Origin of the sequence: Chryseobacterium candidae (assembly GCF_004916905.1) — a bacterium.
Classification (GTDB): Bacteria; Bacteroidota; Bacteroidia; order Flavobacteriales; family Weeksellaceae; genus Chryseobacterium; species Chryseobacterium candidae.
Map to the genome: position 1 here is coordinate 111,889 of NZ_SDLV01000055.1, position 22,738 is coordinate 134,626.

The following is a 22,738-nucleotide window of genomic DNA, read 5'->3' on the forward strand; positions in this document are numbered from 1 at the left end:
CACTTTGATAAGCTCAGGGCGGCAACTCTAATACTTTTCGCTTCATTATTTCTCTACTGTCAGGCTGAGCTTGTTGAAGTCTTTATTTATTCTTTAAAAAATTACTTTAAGGAGTTTTTAAAATTATTAATTACCACGTCTTTCGATTTCAAATCATGCATCATGTTATACAGTCCGAAAAACGTTCGGTTCAGGTAAATGAAATGTCTGGAACCGCGGTTGGTGTTCATTCCTTTCATATCACTTGCTTTTGCGTATTTTTGTCCCAGATCGGCGATTTCCTGGAAGAAAGATTCATCAGAAAAATCGAATTTTTCCTTGTTAAAAGGTCTTGTAAATAATTCAAGCAATTCATAGAAAAGTTTAGCAAAAAACTCTTTTTCCTGCGGAGAATCTTCTTCGCGGAGAATTTCCAGTGTGAATAATTTTTCACGGAAAATTTCAGGATCTTTAAGATTTTCTTCTTTAGCCAATTCAAAATACGGAATGTAGAAATCTTCCGGAATCTCTTTGATACAGCCAAAATCGATCACCAACAATTCCTTATTTTCCGAAATCAGGAAATTTCCCGGATGCGGATCTGCATGAACTTTTTTCAGGACATGCATCTGATACATATAAAAATCCCAAAGGGTCTGTCCGATTTTGTTCAGATCTTCCTGCGAATTCTGTCTTTTGGTAAATTCTGAAAAATGAATTCCCGACATCCAATCCATAGTAATGATTTTCTCACAAGAATATTCGGGATAATAATGCGGAAATTTTACATTCGGAAGATGACTGCATTCTTCTGCGAAATGCTGACTTCTTTTAAGTTCCAGATTGTAATCGGTTTCTTCAAACAATTTGTCTTCCACTTCCTGAAAGTAAGATTCCGAACCTTCTTTTTTGATATTGAACATTTTCATCGCAATCGGTTTTACCATTTTAAGGTCACTAGAGATACTTTCTCTTACGCCTGGATACTGGATTTTAACTGCCAGTTTCTGACCTTCCTTTTTTGCGGTATGAACCTGTCCGATACTTGCTGCATTGACTGATTCGGCGGAAAATTCATCAAAAATATCTTCCGGATTTTTCCCGAAATATTTTCTGAATGTTTTCTTCACCAATGCGCCCGACAAAGGCGGAACGGAAAACTGTGAAAGCGAAAATTTCTCTACGTATTCTACCGGAAGGATATTTTTTTCCATACTCAGCATTTGTGCAACTTTGAGCGCTGAACCTTTCAGCTCTTTCAGAGAATCGTAAATATCTGTTGCGTTGTCCTCATTTAATATCTTACGTGCTTCATCTTCGTCTTTTGTTATTTTGTTTCCGTAGTATTTCAGGTAATTGACTCCTACTTTTGCACCAGCTTTCAAGAGACTGCTCGTCCGTTCAATTTTTCCTGTGGGGATTTTATCTAATGTTTTCATTTTTACATTTTGTTTATTGTGTTTTTAAGCGTAAAGGCTTAAATATTCAGTGTCTGGCAAGGCTTATCGAAGTTTTTTTCTGTCATTTTTATTGCAGCCCGACCTGAGTGGAGCTCTTTTTGTACGTTTTCGGAAAAGTTTTGGCACAAAAAAGCGGGAACGGAGGGCGGAAATAGCTGCCCCAATCATGAATAGTTATTTTTTGAAACCGAATCCAGATCTTTACTTTAGCTCATTTTAAATTTTTCCTTCCAAAGGAATTTTCCGAGGTCGAAAACTTTTCTCAAGGGTTCGTTGTCCATCAGTTCAAAGCCAGTGTCTATAGTTTTTTCGATAAAAATATCGGTCTTTTCAAAATCGGGAGAAGTATCTTTTTTCCAAAAGTCAATTGATGAAATAAGATGCAGCCAAAGCGCTTCCTGTCTTGATTTTTCGTTGAACTTTCGGAGGTCTTCTTTCGCTTTTTCAATCATTTCCCATTCGTTGAAATCCAAAGTGTTGACAAACTGTTTGTGGGTTTCCCGAAGCTTCTGAAGCGTTTTGATATTCTGGATTTTGCTGCTTCCCAGAATGGATAACACCAGGGAACGGTTCATCGTCAGATTTTCAAAGAAAATATAATATACATTCAGGAGTTTTTCCTTGGCTGTTATTTCACTTGATGAATTAACCTCCGAGGCGAGTTCCAGCGATTTTGTGAAAAGATGATTAAGCATTTCTCTTTCAATCTGCTCAAAACCTGAAAAATAATGGTAAAATTCTTTCTCTTCAAAGTCGTTTTCTTTAGCAAAGAGATAAACGTTTTTCGGTTTTTCTCCGTGATTCAAAAGATAATCTCCATATAATTCAAATATTTTTTCCTGCGTGATGTTGGCTTGTTCTTGCATAATAGGATTTATTTACCAACAAATTTAGTAATTAATTTTATTTTAAATTATAATAAAGTATAAATTTATACTATATAAGCGATTTGATTTTTGAATTATTTAAAGATACAGTCACAATATAATAAGCCTGCAAATTGTGTAATGTTTACTGTTTATGCGTTTTCAGAATACGAAGATGGCGGGAATCCTAATTTGGTTTGGGTAGTAGAAAAAAAGATTTCAGGAAAATATTGAACGTCAGTTTTCATTCGGAAAATATCCCAGAAGAGATTTTTCATTCTAAAAAATGTTAAATGAGGTGATTAACAGTGATTTATTTCAGGGCAGGACAAAAATGCAGATCCAAAAACAGATACGTTATTCTTAAGATTCTTGACAAGAAAAAATCAAGTTTATTTCAAAAAAGTGGAAATCTCAAGGATAGTATTTAATCAAATCTGGTATTTCTCCTGCTGTAAGTATTCTGTTGCTGTACAGCCGGTAACCTGTTTAAATACTCTGTTAAAACTTGCCTGATATGCAAATCCTGCTTTCTGGTAAATGAATGCAATCGTAAAATTTTTATGTTCCAAACGGTCAAAATCATCAAGAACCTGTTTGATTCTATAGCTGTTCAGCAGATTGTAAAAGTTTGTATTTCCTTTTTCTTTTAATGTTCTGGAAAGATAAGTGCGGTTGGTACAAAGGATCTCGGCAAACTGATTAAGAGAAAAATTAGGGTCCTGCCACAGTTTTTTTTCTTCGAGACAGGAAATAGCTTTTTGATAAAGTTCTTCGAATTTATCAGAAGTTACCGATTCAGGGGCATCAGGGTTTTCATGATTAATGTCTGTTGTTTTTACCGTGAATGTCTGCATAAGAGAAGACTTTTTATCTTCATTTTGTGATTTTATAGCTCCATCTTCCTTTATTTTGTGAAATATTTTAATGTAATAAAGATTAAAGCATACACAGAATAGAACAGTAACAAATGTAGATATACTTTGAATAAGATCTTCGGTCTTGCTGAGTTTAAGGGGATGTGAAATGTTAAAATACTTACTTATCAGGAAAGGACTAAGAAAAGAAATAACTATATAGATAGACCATAAAAGCATGATTTTGATATTATAATGGTAATTTAAAAGTAAAAAAATAGGAATATAATAAAGAGCCTGTATTAAAATTGAATTGTATAGAAGATAAAAGCTATACTGAAGGATTGAGTAGGCGAATATATATATGGTTGAAAGGAATTTAAAACTTAGATTTTTTTTTAAGCCTAGAGTCCCTCCAAATAGTACACATAGAAAAAATAAAAAAATGAGTAAATGTCCTATGCCTTCAGGGTCTACGATATAATAGAAGGCTCCCATAAATAAATGAAACGGAGCGGTAAATAAAATAAAATTTTTCATAAACTCCTTTTCCTTTTGGAGTAAAAGATTATTTGTTTGCATTTCTAAAATTATTACTAATTTTTTTAAAAAGACAATGAGTAGAAACAATGGTACAAATAAAAGCAATCAATTAATAAATTATTGTTTTTTTGTTTGAATCAATAATACAAAAATAGTTTTTGTTTTTATATGTATTTAATTGTTAATTATTGTTTTTTAGTTGTTTACTGTTTTTTTTAGTTTTTTTTAATCTTTGATTTAATGTTTTGTTATTAAGATTTTTGGTATCCTATAGATTTGCCAAATACAATCTTATACATCTGTTTTTTACATTGCTGTAAGAGCTTTTTAAGAAATAATTCTAAAAAGTATTGTCTGAAAAGTAACAAGATTTAACCCTTAAAATATTCAACAAAATGAAGAAAAATGCATTACTAGTTCTAATTTCTATTTCGAGTTTTTATACTGCACAGGTAGGTATAAATACACAAGATCCTCAGGGAGTGTTAGACATAAAGAACAAGGCCGGTAGCAAAAGCGGATTGGTTCTTCCAGTCGTTGATGACGCTAATAACACCGTTACACCATCAGGAAGCGCTGCTGCAGAAAGTACTTTGGTATACGACCAGACGGGTCAGTGTATCCGTGTAAAGACAGGTACCGGGTGGTCCAACTGTTTAATTGATCAGTCTAATGTGAGTATTACGGCTTTAGGAAGTACCTTTTGGGTTGCAAGTTCTTTTTCCACATTAACGGAGCCGCTAATGCAGAAAAAGTTCAGCGGAACTCAGTATGCTACGGTATTCAGTAATGCGGCGGATAAAGATTACTCTACAGGGGCAGGATATCCGGCATATGGTTTGGGAGTACCCGGACCCGCGGTAGCTGTATCTCCTGCTAAAAGAGTCTATAAAAGTAATATATTGACAGTAAGCGGTAGTTATCAATCCAGCATTATGATCAATACGGATGGAAAGATTTTTGTTACGGGAGTTAACAGTAATGGAAAATTGGGAACGGGAAATCTTTCAAATCTTGATACATGGCATGAGGTTACATTAACGGGCGCTACCGCAGATGAGAAAGCAATACAGGTACAAATGTCACCTTATGCGTCCATTATTCTTACCAACAAAGGATATGTATACTCTGCAGGAGGTAATGTTTTTGGGCAGACAGGTCTGGGAACTGTAAATGGAAATACAACAAGTTTTACAAAAATACCCTCTTTAAGTAATGTAAAATCCATCTGGGGCGGGGATGATGTTGATGCCAATGATATGTTTACTGCAATTACAAATGATAATAAAATATATGCCTGGGGAAATTACAGTAATGCAGGATTAAGCTCAAGTCTTGGTACTAATGGCGTTAAATCAACTCCTATAGAAATTACATCTTCTTTTGCTGCAGCTACTGCATCTGGTGGTGTTGTAAAAAAAGTAATGATTGGTAATAATGGAAGTTTTGCGTTGCTAAGTAATGGTACCATATGGGCTGCGCAAGCAGTTGGAATTTCAAAATCTTATATCGGGCTGGGAAACACAACTTCAACTTCTTCAGACTTACAGGATATCACAAGTTATATTACAATGGCTGCAGGTGAAAAAATTGTTGATTTTGACTTTAGTGATAATGGTGGGGCAATTATAACCAATCATTATGTGTGGAGGTTCGGAATGGATACATCTTACAGATTTTCAAATGCCGGTGGACAAATTATGACCTGGGCTAAGTTAAACAGTGAGATATATGACGGTGACATTATACTTACTTCTCTTGATTTAGATTATTCAGGTTTGCTTATAGGAACAGACCTGGAAAACTCCAACAGAATAATAGTCTGCGGCTATAATGCCTATCGTCAATTGGGAACAACAAACAATGACAATATTTTAACTCCGACTTATGGCAGATATTAATTGCCATTATCAGAGCCTTTACCTTTAGTTCTTTATTTATAAAACACAATATCTAAATACTGCATTATATGAACAATCATTAATTTCGATTGTTCATATAATTTGTAGATCAGAATTGCTCTCAAAAATTATTATTGAAGTTATAATACCAATCTTATTCATGAAATTTAAAACTATAAATATAGGATCTTTGATCCGGCAAAGAGTGGAAGAATGCGGTATAGAACCGGAGCGCATAGGTAAATTCTTTAAATGTAATGAAGAAAAAATTGAAGAAATGTACCAGTCGGAAAATATGAATACGGATATTTTGCTTAAATGGAGTAAATTATTACAATATGATTTCTTCAGGATCTACACTCAACACCTTATTTTGTTTGCTCCTCAAAATGTAAATCATATTTTACATCTGAATACGGACCATTCTAAAATGCCGGAGTTCCGGAAAAGTATCTATACCAAAGAGTTGATTGATTTTATTTTGGAAATCATCGAAACGGGTGAAAAGAGTATGAGTGATGTGATTAATGAATATAAAATTCCTAAAACAACGCTGCACAGATGGTTATATAAGTATAGTAATAAACAAGCCAGGCCATAGTCTAGGTCAAAGAAAATCAATTTTATAATGGAAAAGATCAACTACCCCAATTATAATTATATCTACATGGATCTTATTAAAAAAAAGTTTCCGCAAAGAAGTGAAGAATTTAAGCCTTTATTAAAAAATAACCTGGATATTCTCAGTGTAATAAAGGTTAATAAAATGTTATTTGGTGAAGAAGACAGATCCGGTAAGCAGACCAGTCAAAAATACCGTTCATATAATAAGGAAGCTATCCTTAGAATTTTAAATTATCAGAAAGTATATGGTTTGAATAACACTCAGACTGCACAACATTTTAATATAAGTAGGAATAGTATAACGAAATGGAAAAGATTGTTCCGAAAATAATATTTTATGATTACCATGTAAAATATCAATAGATCCAGCTACAAAAATGACTTGAATGTATGATGTAAAGTTTAAAATTTTTATCCATGAATAATGACATCAGTTTTCGGACCTATGGTACTGATAACGGTAAAAGATCATAATAAGAGTTAACCCCAGATCAAAATATCCTTATACTTTATGATGACAATATGTAGTCAATGATGAAAAAGGCTTTGGTAATGTTAGATAATGTTATTAGATTTATAATTAGTTCTGAATGACAATATTTTATACACCTCTCTAAATTTATTAATCATGAAAAAACAAATCTTTATCATTGCACTGTCTCTGGTAGCAATAGCCTTAGGAAATCAACAGGCTATGGCACAAAATTCAGAGCAGGTAAGTACATCAGTAAATATTATTTTATCGGACGTTATTGCAGTGGACATTGGTTCTGTTGCTTCTGAAGGCGCTGTAGATTTTAATTATGGGAATACAAATGACTATAATTCAGCAAAAAATGTGACCGTTCCCAATAGTTTAGTCATTATTTCCTCCAAAAATTTTGATGTAAAAGTAAAATCTGAGGGTACACACTTTGTAAGTGGTGCAAACGTAATTCCTGTAGATATAATACAGGTAAAAGCAATACCGGGCGGAAGTTTGGTGGGAACTCTGAATGAGGTTACTTTATCTGCACATGATCAGGTGCTGGTGAGTAATGCAAGTTTAGGCACCAAACAGTCTTTAAATATTGCCTACTCCATTTCGGCGGAAAATGCATCCAGGGTACTTCTCGGAAAACCACAGGGAACTTACACACAAAAAATAACTTATACTGCCACTACATTGTAAGCAAATAACAAATTTTAAATAAAAAGGCCTCAATACTACAAAAGTATTGAGGCCTTTCATATTTATCATATGAATAAACCGTGTAGTTATTTTACTACATGAACTTCCTTTTTCCACTACAAAGAAACTTTTATCACCGCTGTAGATTTGTAATGTTCAAAAGAGAACAATTAAATAAGAATAACAATTAAATAGTATTACCATGACAAAACAAATCGTAATCACTGCCTTCACTATTGGAGCAATGATATTAGGAACTAACCATGTTCAAGCTCAGAATACAACCGCAACCACAACTGTAAACATTACCCTGAATGATGTAATCTCTATCGATGCAGGAAGTACAGCAATTGGTAATACGGTTGATTTTAACTATGTTACTGCAGCAGACTATAACTCTGATCAGACAATTACTAAAGCCAACTCTTTAAAAGTTACTTCCACGAAGAACTTTAATGTTAAAGTAAAAGCAGGAGGTGCTAATTTTATGAATGGAACCAACTTAATCCCTGTCAATGTTTTAACTATCAAAGCAGCTACAGCTGCCGGAACAATGGGCGGAACAAAAAGTGCTGTAGTTTTATCTGCAACGGATCAAACCTTAGTATCCAATGCTCCTCTTGGAAGTGCCTTAACATTGAATCTGGACTACACCATTCCAGCGGCAAAATCCTCATCTTCTGATATTTTAGGTAAGCCAGCCGGAACTTATACACAAACGGTAACTTATACCGCGACTGCTTTATAATAAAAAAACACATCAATATATATGCCCTCAGTATTTTCTAAGTATTGAGGGTTTTTCTGTTTAAACCCAATGAGTAATCCTGTAGTTATTTTACTACGTTAACTTCCTTTTTCCACTACAAAGAAACTTTTATCACCGCTGTAGATTTGTAATGTTCAAAAGAGAACAATTAAATAAGAATAACAATTAAATAATACTACCATGACAAAGCAAATTGTAATCACAGCCTTCACTATTGGAGTAATGATATTAGGAACCAAGAATGTTCAAGCTCAGAATACAACCGCAGTCACAACTGTAAACATTACCCTGAACGATGTAATCTCTATCGATGCAGGAAGTACAGCAATTGGTGGTGCAGTTGCCTTTAACTATGTTACTGCAGCGGATTATAATTCGGACAAAACAGTTGCCCAGGCCTCCGCTTTGAAAATCACTTCAACAAAAGTCTTTAATGTAAAGGTAAAAGCAGGTGGTCCGAATTTCGTTAATGGTTTAAAATCAATCCCTGTAGATGTTTTGACAATCAAAGCTGCAGCAGCTCCTGGAACAATGGGCGGAACAAAAAACGATGTGGTTTTATCTCCAGGAGAAAGAACCTTGGTAGCCAATGCTCCTCTTGGAAGTGCCTTAACATTGAATCTGGACTACACCATTCCAGCGGCAAAATCCTCATCTTCTGATATTTTAGGAAAACCAGCCGGAACTTATACGCAAACAGTAATCTATACCGCGACTGCTTTATAATAAAATTTCTAGTTGGTAAAGGTTCCTTTTGCTATGTTTTCAGTAGTTTTGGAAATCTTTTGTATTAAACTATTTACACCATGTACAAGCTTATTCACCTTTTCATTTTCTGTATCCTCACAGGCTTTTCTTCACTTCTGGCACAAAGTATCTCTATGTCGCCTACACGCTTGTTTTTCACAGGTAATCCGGGACAAAAAGTAACAAAGACAGTCACGCTTCAAAACAGTTCGGATAAGGATTATGTTTTTAACCTGAACTATAAAGATTGGGTTAGAGAAGAAGACGGTAATAAGGTTTATCTTGAAGCAGGCAGTTCAAAAACTTCGAATGCTTCCTGGGTATCCACCTTAGAAAACGCTGTAACAGTTCCTGCGAAAAGTACAAAGGAGATTGTAGTAACCATGCAGATTCCTGCAAACGCATCACAGTCTGCCGTCACAAACAGCATGTTGTTTTTCACCCAACTTCCTCAGCAGGCAGATAAAGCACGTGTTCAGAATGGTATTGGTATTATCACCTTATTTGAAGTGGGACTTCACATTTTTTATACTCCACCGGGAAACCATGTAAAAAGTTTGGATATTACCAATATTTCAGAGGCAGATAATGAGAGTACAGGGAACAGAAAAGTCGCAGTAAGTATCCATAATGATGGAAACACCATCAATGATGCCACCGTTGAGTTTGAACTCACAGACACAGACAGTGGTAAGGAAATAAAATTGCCTTCAATTGCTATCTCCATGCTTCCGGATACCAATCAGGTTGTTCAGTTTTCTTTACCAGAGAACATTTCAGGGAACTTCCTTGGCGTGGTTATTATCAAAATGGCAGAATCCAATGACTTACGCGTAGGCGAAAAAAACTTTAAATTTTAAAATTACGTTTTGAAACCACAGAATGGAATATCGTTATCAATCCTAAGAAGAACAATCTTATTTTTTGTATTTGTTCTTCTGAACTTTTCGTTGGCCTTTGCGCAGGAAAAGAAAGATATTCAAATCCATTTTGAAAATGACAGTGTAGCGGTTGAGAAGGGTTCTACTTTTACTAATTTTCTAATCATTGAGAATAAAAGTTCTGAAGAGATTATTATTCAGAATATCCTACCTAAGGAAAACTATCCGGGATTGCTTTTCTATCCCAAAAATGACTTTACCTTAGGTGCGGGACAGTCTAAAAATCTTCCTGTGAAACTGATCGCCAATGTGGATTTTATGAAGCTGAAATCCAATGAGATTCAATTCCAGATTTCTTACACCACACCAACGGCCACCAGAACTGAAAATGCCTCGTTCTTCGTCGCTAAAGGCGAGAACAAAAACATCGCAGTTTATACCGCCACATACGAAAATTTCATTAATCCTGCTTTGCCGCAGTCCACAATTCTGCTGACTGTAGAAAACCAAAGTTATAGTAAACGAACCGTTAAGATTGATTTACAATCTATTCCTGATGGTTTGGAAATTTTACCAAAACAACAAACAGTATCGCTGGAAGGTTTAGAAAAACAAACGGTTGAGATCAAAATTGCGGTAAGAAAACAGAATACACTTTATCCTGAATTTAATATTAATGCAATAGTTACAGACCTGCTTGACAATAAAATTGTGGGAAGCAACACACTTTACTTAGTTGTTTTATCGCATAACAGACAAATTGCCCGGGGAAACGAAGCGGTGAGCGGAAACAATTTTGCAGAAATGAGCTATAATGAAAACAGTTCACGTCTTAATTTTCTTCAATTGAGGGGAAACACAGCATTTCGGGTGACTGAGAATTTGAAATCACACTTCAATATTGGCGCAGATTACTATCTTGAAGACGGCCGTTACAACCTGTATGATACCTGGCTGGAACTGGAGAGAAAAAATACGGTATTACGGGTGGGAAATGTTAATAGCAGCGATTACGATTATCCGGTTTTCGGAAGAGGAGGGAAGGTTTCTACCAAATTTGGTAAAAATAATCAGATTGAAATTCTCGCGCTGGAAAATAATTATAATCTGTATGGTACTTATTTCCAACAAACAGAAGGATCTACCATGGTGGGGGCAAAATATGCTTTTGGGAATGCTAAATCTTTCAATGGGAAAGTGTCCTATATTTTCGACCATGATCCGCGTCTTAACGTAGATACGCAGGTAGCGAACGCACTAACATCATTTTTTATTAACGATAAACATTCAATCCGTACGGAAGTGGGTGTGAGCCATGAAAAAGGCCTTTTGAACAAAGATGAAAACGCAGGAGCTTCAATGGGAGCCAATTACGAAGGGAAAATAGGGAAATGGGATATACAATCTTTTAATTCCTTTGCTACTAAAAGTTATGCAGGGATTAAACGGGGATCCTTTTTTTCAAATCAGCGGATCGGCCGCCAATTTTCTGCTTCTCAGCGCGCTTTCATACAATATCAGAATTCGCAGATAGAACCTGAGTTCCTGAGTTTCCAGAATGAGCCAGTTCAGCCTGGCAATACTGTTAATTTGCGTTATTATTTCAACAGTACAGAAGCTTTGGGGTTAGGGTATCAGTTTTCTTTAAGAAAGTGGAATTTTCTACTGTCTCCAAAGGTTGAAAAGCAAAAAACAGCTAATTTTTACACATCGCAGGAACTTTTTTCTTACCGGTTGGAAGCCAATATCAGTACTACATTAGGTGCTCACGGATTGAACCTGACGGCGGAATATTCTTATTCAAAAGAGAATAATAAACCGGATTGGTTCAACAGTTTGAAAACAACTTTATCTTACAGATATAAATCATTCTCCCTCAACGGAACAGCTCAATGGAACGCAACCAGTGTCTTTGATTTAAATTCTTATTATGATGTAACCCATAATTTCGCCAACTATAATGTTTATGCCTCATATAATTTCCAGATGTTTAATCATAATCTCACCGGATCTTTTTCAGCCGGGACTTTCTATTCGGAACTTTATAAAAATCTAAACAGCAATATCACCGGTAATCTGGAATATAAGATTTCGCCTTCCTGGTCCACCACAGGTTATTTTAATCTTTCAGGTTATAAATCTACGGCTGAATATGCAAGCAGTGGCAGCTATTACCAGTTCAGAGTGGGGATTAAAAAATATTTTACCACAGCTACGGCTCTCGGAAATCATAAAGTGGTGTTTCAGTTCTTTGAAGATAAAAATTTCAATGGACTTCTGGAATCCGGCGAATCGGTACTTGCTAATGAAATTGTAAAACTGGAGAATTATTTAGCGATGACGGATAAGAACGGAAAAGTAGTTTTTCAGAATGTACCCGAAGGTACTTACACACTGAAGGTAAACGAAAGTGCAGGTGCCCGACTGATGATGGATCCTGCTATTATGGTACATAGTAATATTAACCGCAAAGTGGGCTTGGTGAAAAACATCAGGGTAAGTGGGAAATTAACAGAGATTAAACAAGCCTATGATGTTTTGGAAACGGATGTAACCGGAATAGTGGTGTATGCAAAAAGTGAAGATGGAGTGATTTATACTGCCGTGGTTAACCAAAAAAATGAGTTTGAATTTTTCCTGAAAGATGGAAAATACAGCCTTTATATTGAAAATGACAAATACAGTTATACACAACCTACCCAAACTATTCAGGTGACAAAAGAAGGGTATTCAAAAACCGTGGTTTTTGAATATAAGAAGAAAGACACCAACATTAAGGTGAAAAAGTTTTAAATTTAAAAGTATGAAAAAGATGAAGACTTTTCTAATAGGAATTTTTACCGTGTTCTGTGGGGCTACAGTCATGAAAGCTCAGGATGTGTACCTGTCGGTTCCTGACAATACTATTTTTAACAGGAGCGAATTTACCTCAGTACCTATAAGGGTAATGACGAACGCCAACAGAACAAACTGGGATTATGCTTTTTTGGGATTATTTCCCATAGCTCCTACATTTACCTCTGTTTCCGGGCCAAATTTTACTCACTCTTCTTCCTCACTTACTTTACCCAGTTCCACTCTTCTGTGGCAATTAGAAAGTATGGGCGGACAGCTGCCATCTACTGGATTTTCAGGTTATTTGCCAGGTTTTCAGTCATTCAGTACAAGTGCTATAAAATGGTTTGAACCACCATCGATCAGTCTGGCGGGAGGATTCAACCGGGGAAATATCAATTTTACATTTAAAATTCCTGCCTCACAATTTACTGCCAATGCCTTTCGGGCCGGGAATTACTCCATGGATATCACTCAGAATTATAATGATTTCACACCACGTAATTTTAAAACAGTTTTAGTCATTCCTTCATCTATGCGATGGATCACAAACTCGTTAACAAAATACATAGAAATATCTTCTTTGAATGACTACCGCAATACCAGCACTCGGGTATGGGATTTGGGAAATACGGAAATCGCGCATACGGTCGATTTTAATTTTTGGGCGAAAGCTGCTTCCACAAACATTCAGTTTACTTCTTCTAAAGGTGTTCCAGGAACCAGAAATATAGCAAGCATTAAATTGGGTAGTAACGGATCCGGACTCACAACCAAAGCCTTGTCTGCCGATTTTCAAAATTTTTCCGCTGCTAATTTCAGTGTTGTAGCGGGAAACAGAAGCAACTTCATTCCGGAGCTTTATGTATCTGCGGATGATTTTAAAAACTTTTTTTTTGAAGCCGGAACTTACACATTTGAATTGAACTTCAATGCCAGAAGTACAGATAACTCAATTAACAGTTTGCAAAATACAGCTGTTCAGCTAAAGGTGCTTCCTCTGTCGGAGATCACCATCCCCGGTTCAGGACGCAATGTAAACTTCAATTTTAATACTGCAGCCCATTACACTGACGGTCAGTCACAAATGATTCCCAACCAAATTATGTTGTCTAATAATGAAAATTTTGAGCTGTATGTAAAATCGGACGAAAATTATTTCAAGAAAGGCGGTCTGCAGACCAGCATTAATTCAAATATTTTACAAATTGGCGTGGATGGAAGTTCTGTAAATGTTCCCTTATCCAAAACGCCTCAAAAACTCCTCTTTAACGGAACACCGGTTTTGGACCGCGGACTGAACGTAAGATACACCATATCACCTGCGGGTGCACAAAGTTTGGTTGGTAAGGAAAATACCACTTACTCTATCAATGTTTATTACAGCTTTACGGCAATCTAACAATACTTTTTTGAAAATGAATCCTCTTATTGGCTGATGAAAAATTCCTTCATCAGTATAAATAAGGTGAATGCCTTCCAATAATTCGTTTTCTGACAGCATTTTATGGCTGTGGTTTCATCATGTAATTGTCGGAAAATACAAAACTGCCCAAAAGATTTCCTGAAGTATCGCCATAAATACGTTGTCTTACTTTGATGATTTTTCCTTCATCAAACCCCTATATTTTCAATACATGTAGATGTATTTTGGTAGTCTGGCTATCAATGATTGTTACTTCAGGCTGCCATTTTTTATCTTGCATCATTCAGCTGTTTGTGATCAGTAATCTGTTGATACTGTTCTATATTTCACCTTTTCTCTATTTTCGATAATACCGGTCAACAGTCTGGCAGAGTCAAAATTCTCATGGAATCTGACACAGTCATTTTTGTGAGATAAAAAAGGACATGTATTATTTCAGGTAAATCCCATTTGATTTTTTTAAAACTAATATGATATTTTTTTTAACTTGCTGCCTTCTGGAAGAAAGGTCTGAACTATATGTTTTTAGTTGCATTGAAGCAATATAACCCTTTCTGCCTTCTTTCAAAAAAATAATTCAAACAGCTTCTAAAACCGTGATACTTAATTTATGAATGATTTTATCAACGAACTCCAATTAAAAATCGAAAGACTGGAAAACGAAATCAATTTCAAGAACGGACTGATCTCGATATTGTCTCATGACTCAAAAGAACTGTTTGGAACTTTTCTGTGGCTTATAGAAGAGCTGGAGCAAAAAACTTTAAGTGAGGAAGATTTTTTTAAGTTGTTGCCGCAGATAAAACGCGATGCCCGGAAGAATCTGCAAACTACCCAGGACAGCATTGCCTGGCTAAAAACACAATACGGTGAATTTAAGATTAAACCCGTTAAAATGATGGTGATGAATCTTTTTCACTATTTAGAAGAAAAATACGCTGCAAAATTAAAAGAAAAAAACATTAAATTTTATTTTAAAGGTGATCAGAATGTATGGCTTGCAAGCGATCGCCTGTTGCTCGAATATGTTTTAGATAAAATTTTTAACAATGCGCTAAAATACTCCTTTCCGGATCAAGATATTTATTTACAGGTAATTACGGAAAGTGATCAGATTGTGATTTCCATAATTGATTTCGGGACAGGAATGAATGAAAAGTATTTATCTGCGATCTACACTTATGATAATCCCATATTCCTGGGAACTGCGGGCGAGAAAGGAGTTGGATTAAGTTTGAAAATTGTAAAAAATTTTATATCCTTGCTTAATGGAAACATCCAAATCATTTCCGCTGAAAATAAAGGCACTACGGTTTCCCTTTTTTTACGTAAATTTATAGAATGATGGGTTTAAAAGTAAACATTCGCATTGTTGTGGCAGATGATCATGGTATCGTCCGAATGGGTTTGATACAAACAATCAAACGATTCAGACCCGATGCCATTATTTCAGAAGTAGAGGATTATAAATCGCTGTATAAATTAATTCTGAAAGAAGAATTTGATCTGGCCATTATGGACGTTAATATGCCTAATGGTACTGTTCAGGAAGCAATAGATTACATAAAAATTCACCAGCCTGAATTAAAAATTTTAATATTTTCTTCGCAGGATGAAGAGTTGTATGGGATGCGTTATCTGAAAATGGGTGCTGGTGGCTATCTCAGCAAGCTAAGCTCCACTGAAGTTATTGAGACTGCCTTAACGGCGATGCTCAGTAAGGGCCGATATGTAAGTGACAATATAAAAGAAGCTATCTTTTTAGAATCATTAAATGGCGCGGCAAAAAAATCTCCCTTTGAAGCGTTATCAGACCGCGAATTGCAAATTGCCAATAAACTTGCAGAAGGTCTTCCCCTCAAAGAAATTTCTAATCAGCTGAATCTTCATTCATCCACGATCAGTACTTACAAAAACAGGTTGTTTGAGAAGCTGAAGATACGATCTATACCTGAACTGGTGGAGATTCTCAGGTTGTATAATCAGTAAATATTCTATCAAAAAAACGATTGTGATTTAAAAATAAGTCAATTTAGTTTCCCCTGATTTTATTCTTGATCCCAAAACATCTGGATTATTTTGGGATCAAGAATAAAATAAATGGCGCCAACTGTCTTTAGTTTATGCCATTTGGTTTTTTCTCAGCAAGACGGGATTATCTTCAAACACTTTTGTAGATGATTTGGTTCGATGGAGCCAAATTAAACAAGAATTCCAAAACTTATTTTTATCAGATAATTTTGTTTAGTTTTTGCCTAATGCAATATAATCTAAAAACTAATAAAAATCAGCATTGAAATAGAAAGTCTTTATTTTGCTATTGTTGTCTTGTACCTGTAAATGAAGAGACATCAAATATTTAGTTAAAGATTAAGAAAAAATTTCAGAAATTTCTAGAGTTGACATTTGATTTCTCTTTAGAATTGATGTTGGAAAATCTCGGTGGGTTTCATAAATCTATTTATAAAATCCCTCCAATAAGCTTTTTCTTTCGTTTGTTTCAAGGTTGATATAGTCAAAACGTTTGTAAGAACAGAATGACCCCATATCTTTATCACCATTAATAAAAATTGCACCAATTAACACTACATATTTGCAGGGATAATTTGTTTTGCTTACCAAGGTTTCTATACGTTCGTCAATGGCTTCGTACATTACTTCAGTCGCTTCAAATATTTGGCTGTCGGCATTTTTAATTCTGTTAGCTTGTTTCAAAAATATTTGTTCAAGGGTATTCATTTGATAATCCAAATCGGTAACATTTCCTTCTTCAATTTGATTGTTCAATAGTTTGCCCAATGCGCCTTTTGCGGCACCACAACACGCCGAATTTGCGCTTTGTCCAATTCTATGTATCTCGCCAATGGTGCCATCTTTTGTGATACCAATATGAGGTGCGTAAAATACTACAACTGCACCATCTTCGGGAACGTGATGTGCAAAAGCGTTCATACCTGTTACACCTGCAAACGGATATCCATTTAAACCACCCATATGAAAAGGACCAAGCATTTCGTATGCTCGTGGCGGGTATTGTATGGCGTTTACATCGTCACAGCACATACTGTCTGCGTGCATTAGCTGTTTAGGTTTTAAGCCCAATTCGCTTTCAATAACATCTAATAACTTATTGATGGTATCTTCTGTTGTTTTTGCATTTGGATACCATTTTTTTACCGTTTCTAAATTGTTCATTGTATATTTTTTTGTTTGATTAATGTATAATTTATTTTAAAGCACTAGATTATTTTGAGGCTGAATTGCGGATGGTAAATCTTTTTCTCCAAGCATTTCTCTTAAGTCGATTTCTATGTTTCTGGAGATTTGTGTTAGTAGGAATGTCATTGGCATTTCCTTCAAATGGATTTTCGGTACTTTCCCCAATTTGTTCCAAAACCAAAAATACCCAGCCCAATATAATACTGAATGGAATGGTAAGCCATACAATATTTTCCCCAAATTTCTCAATCAATTTTGAAAATTCGCCAATGAACCCCAATGGTAAAAGAATACAAAATAAGTTGGTAAAATAAATGTTGATGCTCGAAAACTGACGTGGATAAGGAAAGTTCTTAATTCTTTCGCACTTGCCTTGTTGGTCGTATAAATCTTTTAGTTGAATGACCAAATTGGCATAATAAAAATCCGAAATTTTACCGCTTTCATTCAGATTTCTTAAAACTGATGATTGGTCTGAAATAATTTGGGTTGCCCTGTTTTTGGTTGATAAAATATATTGTAGCTCATTCTCTTTTAAAAATGGTTTAAGTTCATCTTCTAAATTACTTTCCCATTCCGGAACTTTGTAATATTTCAAATATTCTTTGTTGTAGCTTTTTGTTTTGATATTTTCCCAGCTTTTTGTTTCACGCAATTGGAAACGCAATGCTGTGAGCCAAGCAAAATGACGGTAAATAATCTCTTTATGCAAAGCCTTATCTTCTTCAGTACTGGCTGTTCTTACAAAATCTTTTACCATAATGCCGAAAGCTCTACTGCTGTTGATAATCGCTCCATAAATTTGGCGAGCCTCCCACATTCTGTTGTAAGTTTGGGTATTTTTAAACCCTGAAATGAAGGCTGTTGCAGTACCTAATAATGCAACTGGAACCCAAGGAATTGCCACCCAATTTAATCCAAAAAAATAGAATAATACGGTTGGAACAATGCTCAATAAAAGCATTCTGTAAATCTTTACCCTTGTCCACGGAATGAAATGGGTGAGTTTATAATGGCTTGATATGTTCATTTATGATTTTGTATTAGATGAAAACTTACTTAGTAAAATTCCTACTAAAACTACAGTGTAAAACTGCCCTGCAATACCTACGAAGGAAGTAATGAGCTTTGTAATGTGATGATTGGGTGTAATATCTCCAAACCCAATACTGGTAAAGGTTATGGAACAAAAGTAGACCAAGTCTGTATAGATTGACGCGGGAGAAGAAGTATCAATTCCCTTGAAAGATTGCGGATTTTGGTACATAAAATATTGAAGTAGAAATACCGAAATCTCTATCAATAACAAATAACCGCAAGCCGAAGCAGTGATAATGTCTGCATTGATGTAACTTGGCTTAATTAAAAACCTAAGCAATTCTAAAAACAGAAATGCAAAAAACACCACATAGTTGATGTTGAGAAAGGAAAAATACCAGGACACATCTTTAAAAAATGGAATACAAATTGGCAACAAAAGCACTATTATAAAATGAAGGTTACGAGACCAATGCCGCCAACTGTGTTTACCAGTATACATAAAAATACTACCCAAACCCAATACCAGCATATTTATTGGCCAAATTACGGTGGTGTAAAAATTTAAATCGGTAATGAATACGCCTATAAATAAATGCTGGACTAACGCAAATAACAGAAACTCATATTTATAGTTTTGCAATGTGCCAATTGTTTTATTCATAGCTATTTCGCTTGTCCAATGTCTAATCGATTAAATTTTCCTTCATCGTTGATGGTGAAATTGAAATAGGTTTTAAAATCGCCCCAACTTTCGGTATGAAAATTTCCAATGATGTCTTTGCCATTGTTACTTACTTTTTCTATGGTCGTAAATTTCTCGTGTCCACAAGCTTCTTTTACAAAACTTTGAAAGTTTCGGAGATTACCATCATCATACAATTTTGCATCGGCAGTAAAAAATGATAAAAATGTTTTGCTATCGCCACTTTGCCAAGCATCAAAAGCTTTTTTTACGGTTTCATTTATTAATTTACTTGTATCCATTTTGTTGTTTTTGTGAATTGTTTTCGTTTCTGTTTTTTTTGGTGTTGTTTGCCCGCAAGCCGAAAGACTGATTATGGTGAAGGTGATAATGAATAGGTTGCTTATTTTCATCCTAAATAGTTTTTGTAAATGGATGTTGCAAATAGATAATAATCAGATTAAGCAATAAAAAAGGAATTTCTATTGCCACACCTTTTAAATCTTTATCTGACAAATGAAGGCAGATAATCATTAAAATGCCTGCTGCCATAATGAAATTTCCCCATACAAAGGTTTTTGGAAATAGAATGAGTAAAGCTGCAATAATCGTTACTGCACCATTTACCATTACTGTCGTTTTAGAGAAATTCCATTTGCTAAACATTTCGAGCATTTCGGGTTTACCAGAAAACATTGCCCAACCTTGCTTGAAACCCATAAATACTGCCACGAGTATTAATGCTGAGTTGATAATTTTTAATATCATAATTTTTATTTTATTGGCTTGTCATAACTGATTAATGCGCTATATAAATTACCCTGACTGTATATGGATTGCCGCTCAGCAATTTTATAGATTTTATAATTTTCAAATTGCATAAATATTTTTTTAAGTTAAAAAAAAATAATAGGGTAAGAAACCCATTGATTGGCAATTGAAGTATCGTATTCTAATCAAGTACCATCACCACAATCCAAATTTGAGGTTTATTATATTGTAGGATAGCTTTATTTATCAAATTGAGGCTTCTTGCTGTGTTATTTTCTTATCCGAAAACACTTAGATTTTTCGCAATATCTTTACCTGCATACGGTGGGAAAACGTCTAATTCCAAATCAGGATTACCAATGAGCATTGATTTTGAATTGCTCAACGCGTCAAATCCAGCTTTGCCATAATACTTACCGATGCCTGCATTACCAACGCCACCGAAAGGTAAACTTTCTATCCAACAATGCAGATTGGTTTGGTTGATACAGCCACCACCAAACGAAACGGTATTTAGGAAATAATCAATGTTATCTTGGTTTTTACTGAAAAAATAAGCAGATAAAGACTTAGGCTTCCGTTTGATGATTTCTATAATTTCTTTCAAATCATTGTACACCAAAATAGGAAATACAGGACCGAAAATTTCTTGTTGCATTGCGGGGTCTTCCCACGTACTAGGATATAGAATAGTAGGCTCTACGTATCTGTCTTTAACATTAAATCTACCACCCAAAACTACTTTTTCCGGAATGATGTATGATGCAACCCTTTGTGTATCACTCTCGCTTATCATTCTTGCAAAATCTGGACTTTGACTTGGGTCTTCGCCATACATTTTGATTGTTGACTTTTTAAGTTTATCGATAAATTCCTCAGCAATACTCTCGTGAACATATACATAACCTGGCGCAATACACCATTGACCAGATATCGCCATATGTCCCCAAAGAATACGGTCAACAGCAATATCAAGATTTGCAGTTTCATCTACAATCGTTGGATTTTGTCCGCCCAATTCCAGCACTATCGGTGTAAGATTTTCTGCAGCGGCACGCATTACCACTTTTCCAACAGCAGAACTTCCTGTGAAGAATATAAAATCGAAAGGCAGTTTTAGTAATTCTGTGATTTCCTCTCTGCCACCTGTTACTATGGTTACGGCTTCTGGTTCAAAATATTTTGGAATTAGTTCAGCAAATAATCTAGCAACAGTCGGTGTGGTATTCGCAGGTTTTAATACTACAGGATTACCTGCAGAAAGAGCAGCGATAGCAGGTTCTAACAACAATAAAACCGGAGCATTAAAAGGCCCGATTACTAAAGTGACCCCATAAGGTTCTTTATAAATCATTCCTTTATTGCCTGTTTCTTCCAAACCTTTTGGAATTTCTACCTGCTCAGGAGTCATTAGTTTCTGAAGATTTTCTTTATAATATTTTATTGCGCCCAGTGGAACTGTGATTTCAAATAATTGTTCAAAAGGCGGTTTATTGAAATCGGTTTTCAAAGCTTCGCAAAAAACTTTCTGATTGTCGGTTAAGAATTTCTCTAAACGGGTCAATTGCTCTATTCTCCATTCGTAGGTTTTAGAGGTATCGGTATAAAAAAATTCTTTTTGTGTATCGAATAATGATTGGTAGTTATTCATAATTGTGCATTTATATTAATCTTAAAGCAAAGAACCAGCAGTTTCGGACTGCTGGCTTCTTTTTTTGGGCTATAATTATCTTGTTGTATATCCACCATTTGAGAAGATGGTTTGACCGGTAATCCACCATCCTTCAGTAACTAAGAATGTGATTAATGGAACAATATCTTCGGGGTCTGTTAAACCTGTTTTGCTAAACCCGCTCAATGCAGCCGCAGACTTGTTGTAAGCTGCAGAACCATCAGTTTCTTGACCATAAAAGAAAGGTGTTTCCATTGGACCAGGGCCTACCGCTGTAACTGAAATCCCTCTTGAACCAAATTCTTTAGAGGCAGCACGAGTGTAATGCTCTATTGGTGCTTTACTACCTGGATAAATTGCGTAGTCGGATGTGTAAGCTGCTAGTAATGAGCTGACAATTGTACAGATTTTACCATTGTCAGCTAATTTTTTTCCAGCTTCTTGTAAAAAGAAGAAAGCCGCTTTTGAATTTACTGCAAAAATTTTGTCGTAATCTTCTTCAGTTACATTAACTATTGGTTTTTTAATAACCATTCCGGTAGTATTTACTGCAATGTCTACTTTCCCATATTTTTCAATTGCAGCATCAAACAATTTTGTATTGTTTTCCACAACTGTTAAATCACCTTGTATGGCAAAAGCATCTCCACCTGCAGAAATAATGTCTGCTACTGTCTTATCGGCATCTGCTTTAGTACTATCGCTGTTGTAATGAATTACTACTTTAGCGCCTTTAGTTGCAAAATCTAAAGAAATTAATCTCCCAAGATTTTTTGCACCGCCACCTACTATGGCTACTTTTCCGTTTAAATCTTTTCTCAACATTTGTGTTATATTTTTAAAATATTTTGTAAATATATTAAAATGACTGAATATTCATTCAGTAAAATTGTTAAAAAAAGTTAAATTTTAATTGCGTCCCAAGACATATCCAAAAAAAGTTGGATTGTATCGTCTGTGAAAGGGATTTTTTCATCTTTAGCCCAAAGTATCCATCCGTTAATTGTACTGAAAGTAAATAGTCTAAGATGATGTGCTTTTAAGGGTTTAAATAAATTTTGTTTTAAACCTTCTTCATATAGTATATCAAAAACCAAAAAGGGCTTCATTGCAATGTGGTTAATGTCATCAGTTAAAATATTAGAAGAGGCGAATTGATAGGAGAAATAAAACTCAGTGGGGTTTTCAATAAAATAGCGTGCAACTTTATCCCAGAGATAATAAAACTGTTCGCGAACAGACAAATTAACTGCTGAATAATTTTTGAAAATATAATCGGCTTCGCCTTTTTTTT

Annotated in this window: 23 protein-coding genes; 11 read left to right on the top strand and 12 right to left on the bottom strand. The window is 35.1% G+C overall.

From position 1 onward, the window contains the following. Positions 1-101: 101 nt before the first annotated feature. The 4 genes from EK417_RS19710 to EK417_RS21250 form a co-directional block, all read right to left on the bottom strand. Positions 102-1,418 (bottom strand): ABC1 kinase family protein, encoded by a 1,317-nt coding sequence (locus EK417_RS19710; protein WP_110366927.1) that lies wholly within the window; start codon positions 1,416-1,418, stop codon positions 102-104. A gap of 227 nt (positions 1,419-1,645) precedes the next feature. Further along, positions 1,646-2,305 (bottom strand): TetR family transcriptional regulator C-terminal domain-containing protein, encoded by a 660-nt coding sequence (locus EK417_RS19715; RefSeq protein ID WP_136523136.1) that lies wholly within the window; start codon positions 2,303-2,305, stop codon positions 1,646-1,648. A 152-nt stretch (positions 2,306-2,457) separates the two neighbouring features. Then, positions 2,458-2,583: a hypothetical protein gene (locus tag EK417_RS21620; protein ID WP_262709833.1), complete on the bottom strand. Its 126-nt coding sequence runs from the start codon at positions 2,581-2,583 to the stop codon at positions 2,458-2,460. 153 nt (positions 2,584-2,736) lie between these two features. Continuing rightward, positions 2,737-3,162, bottom strand: coding sequence for a helix-turn-helix domain-containing protein (locus tag EK417_RS21250; protein ID WP_168802044.1), 426 nt, complete (start codon positions 3,160-3,162; stop codon positions 2,737-2,739). 938 nt (positions 3,163-4,100) lie between these two features. Between EK417_RS21250 and EK417_RS19725 the strand changes: the two genes are divergently transcribed. The 11 genes from EK417_RS19725 to EK417_RS19775 all read left to right on the top strand — a co-directional run bounded on the left by EK417_RS19725 (position 4,101) and on the right by EK417_RS19775 (position 16,048). Beyond that, positions 4,101-5,606, top strand: coding sequence for an RCC1 domain-containing protein (locus tag EK417_RS19725; protein WP_136523138.1), 1,506 nt, complete (start codon positions 4,101-4,103; stop codon positions 5,604-5,606). A gap of 160 nt (positions 5,607-5,766) precedes the next feature. Further along, positions 5,767-6,207 (top strand): transposase, encoded by a 441-nt coding sequence (locus EK417_RS19730; RefSeq protein WP_110366924.1) that lies wholly within the window; start codon positions 5,767-5,769, stop codon positions 6,205-6,207. 27 nt (positions 6,208-6,234) lie between these two features. After that, on the top strand, positions 6,235-6,561 hold the full coding sequence (locus EK417_RS19735) for a hypothetical protein (RefSeq protein ID WP_076597815.1): 327 nt from the start codon (positions 6,235-6,237) through the stop codon (positions 6,559-6,561). Between the two features lie 297 nt (positions 6,562-6,858). Next, the gene (locus tag EK417_RS19740; protein WP_136523139.1) at positions 6,859-7,401 is read left to right on the top strand and encodes a peptidoglycan-binding protein LysM; all 543 of its coding nucleotides are present in this window, start codon (positions 6,859-6,861) and stop codon (positions 7,399-7,401) included. A gap of 202 nt (positions 7,402-7,603) precedes the next feature. After that, the gene (locus EK417_RS19745; RefSeq protein ID WP_076597813.1) at positions 7,604-8,149 is read left to right on the top strand and encodes a peptidoglycan-binding protein LysM; all 546 of its coding nucleotides are present in this window, start codon (positions 7,604-7,606) and stop codon (positions 8,147-8,149) included. 201 nt (positions 8,150-8,350) lie between these two features. Further along, on the top strand, positions 8,351-8,896 hold the full coding sequence (locus EK417_RS19750; protein WP_136523140.1) for a peptidoglycan-binding protein LysM: 546 nt from the start codon (positions 8,351-8,353) through the stop codon (positions 8,894-8,896). Positions 8,897-8,976: 80 nt separating this feature from the next. Continuing rightward, the gene (locus EK417_RS19755) at positions 8,977-9,777 is read left to right on the top strand and encodes a fimbrial biogenesis chaperone (RefSeq protein WP_228402659.1); all 801 of its coding nucleotides are present in this window, start codon (positions 8,977-8,979) and stop codon (positions 9,775-9,777) included. A gap of 9 nt (positions 9,778-9,786) precedes the next feature. Next, on the top strand, positions 9,787-12,591 hold the full coding sequence (locus tag EK417_RS19760; RefSeq protein WP_228457974.1) for a collagen binding domain-containing protein: 2,805 nt from the start codon (positions 9,787-9,789) through the stop codon (positions 12,589-12,591). Positions 12,592-12,601: 10 nt separating this feature from the next. Beyond that, positions 12,602-14,035, top strand: a complete 1,434-nt coding sequence (locus EK417_RS19765) for a hypothetical protein (RefSeq protein WP_136523141.1) — start codon at positions 12,602-12,604, stop codon at positions 14,033-14,035. Between the two features lie 634 nt (positions 14,036-14,669). Continuing rightward, the gene (locus EK417_RS19770; RefSeq protein ID WP_076597809.1) at positions 14,670-15,404 is read left to right on the top strand and encodes a sensor histidine kinase; all 735 of its coding nucleotides are present in this window, start codon (positions 14,670-14,672) and stop codon (positions 15,402-15,404) included. After that, positions 15,401-16,048, top strand: coding sequence for a response regulator (locus tag EK417_RS19775; protein ID WP_228402655.1), 648 nt, complete (start codon positions 15,401-15,403; stop codon positions 16,046-16,048). Before EK417_RS19770 ends, EK417_RS19775 begins: the two co-directional genes overlap by 4 nt. A 468-nt stretch (positions 16,049-16,516) precedes the next feature. Here EK417_RS19775 and EK417_RS19780 read toward each other — a convergent pair whose 3' ends face one another. The 8 genes from EK417_RS19780 to EK417_RS21255 all read right to left on the bottom strand — a co-directional run. After that, on the bottom strand, positions 16,517-17,254 hold the full coding sequence (locus EK417_RS19780) for an LCIB family protein (protein ID WP_136523142.1): 738 nt from the start codon (positions 17,252-17,254) through the stop codon (positions 16,517-16,519). 49 nt (positions 17,255-17,303) lie between these two features. Then, positions 17,304-18,308 carry a bestrophin family protein gene (locus EK417_RS19785; RefSeq protein ID WP_228457975.1) on the bottom strand — a complete coding sequence of 335 codons (1,005 nt, stop codon included), beginning with the start codon at positions 18,306-18,308 and terminating at the stop codon, positions 17,304-17,306. Further along, positions 18,309-18,980, bottom strand: a complete 672-nt coding sequence (locus tag EK417_RS19790) for a potassium channel family protein (RefSeq protein ID WP_110366916.1) — start codon at positions 18,978-18,980, stop codon at positions 18,309-18,311. Positions 18,981-18,982: 2 nt separating this feature from the next. Beyond that, the gene (locus EK417_RS19795) at positions 18,983-19,414 is read right to left on the bottom strand and encodes a nuclear transport factor 2-like protein (protein ID WP_228457976.1); all 432 of its coding nucleotides are present in this window, start codon (positions 19,412-19,414) and stop codon (positions 18,983-18,985) included. A gap of 1 nt (position 19,415) precedes the next feature. Beyond that, positions 19,416-19,769, bottom strand: a complete 354-nt coding sequence (locus EK417_RS19800; RefSeq protein WP_110366915.1) for a DoxX family protein — start codon at positions 19,767-19,769, stop codon at positions 19,416-19,418. Between the two features lie 280 nt (positions 19,770-20,049). Next, on the bottom strand, positions 20,050-21,423 hold the full coding sequence (locus EK417_RS19805; protein WP_136523143.1) for an aldehyde dehydrogenase family protein: 1,374 nt from the start codon (positions 21,421-21,423) through the stop codon (positions 20,050-20,052). 75 nt (positions 21,424-21,498) lie between these two features. Then, positions 21,499-22,269 (bottom strand): SDR family oxidoreductase, encoded by a 771-nt coding sequence (locus tag EK417_RS19810; protein ID WP_110366913.1) that lies wholly within the window; start codon positions 22,267-22,269, stop codon positions 21,499-21,501. Positions 22,270-22,346: 77 nt separating this feature from the next. Next, positions 22,347-22,738 (bottom strand): hypothetical protein (locus EK417_RS21255; protein ID WP_168802045.1); only part of this gene is annotated, 392 nt, incomplete at its 5' end.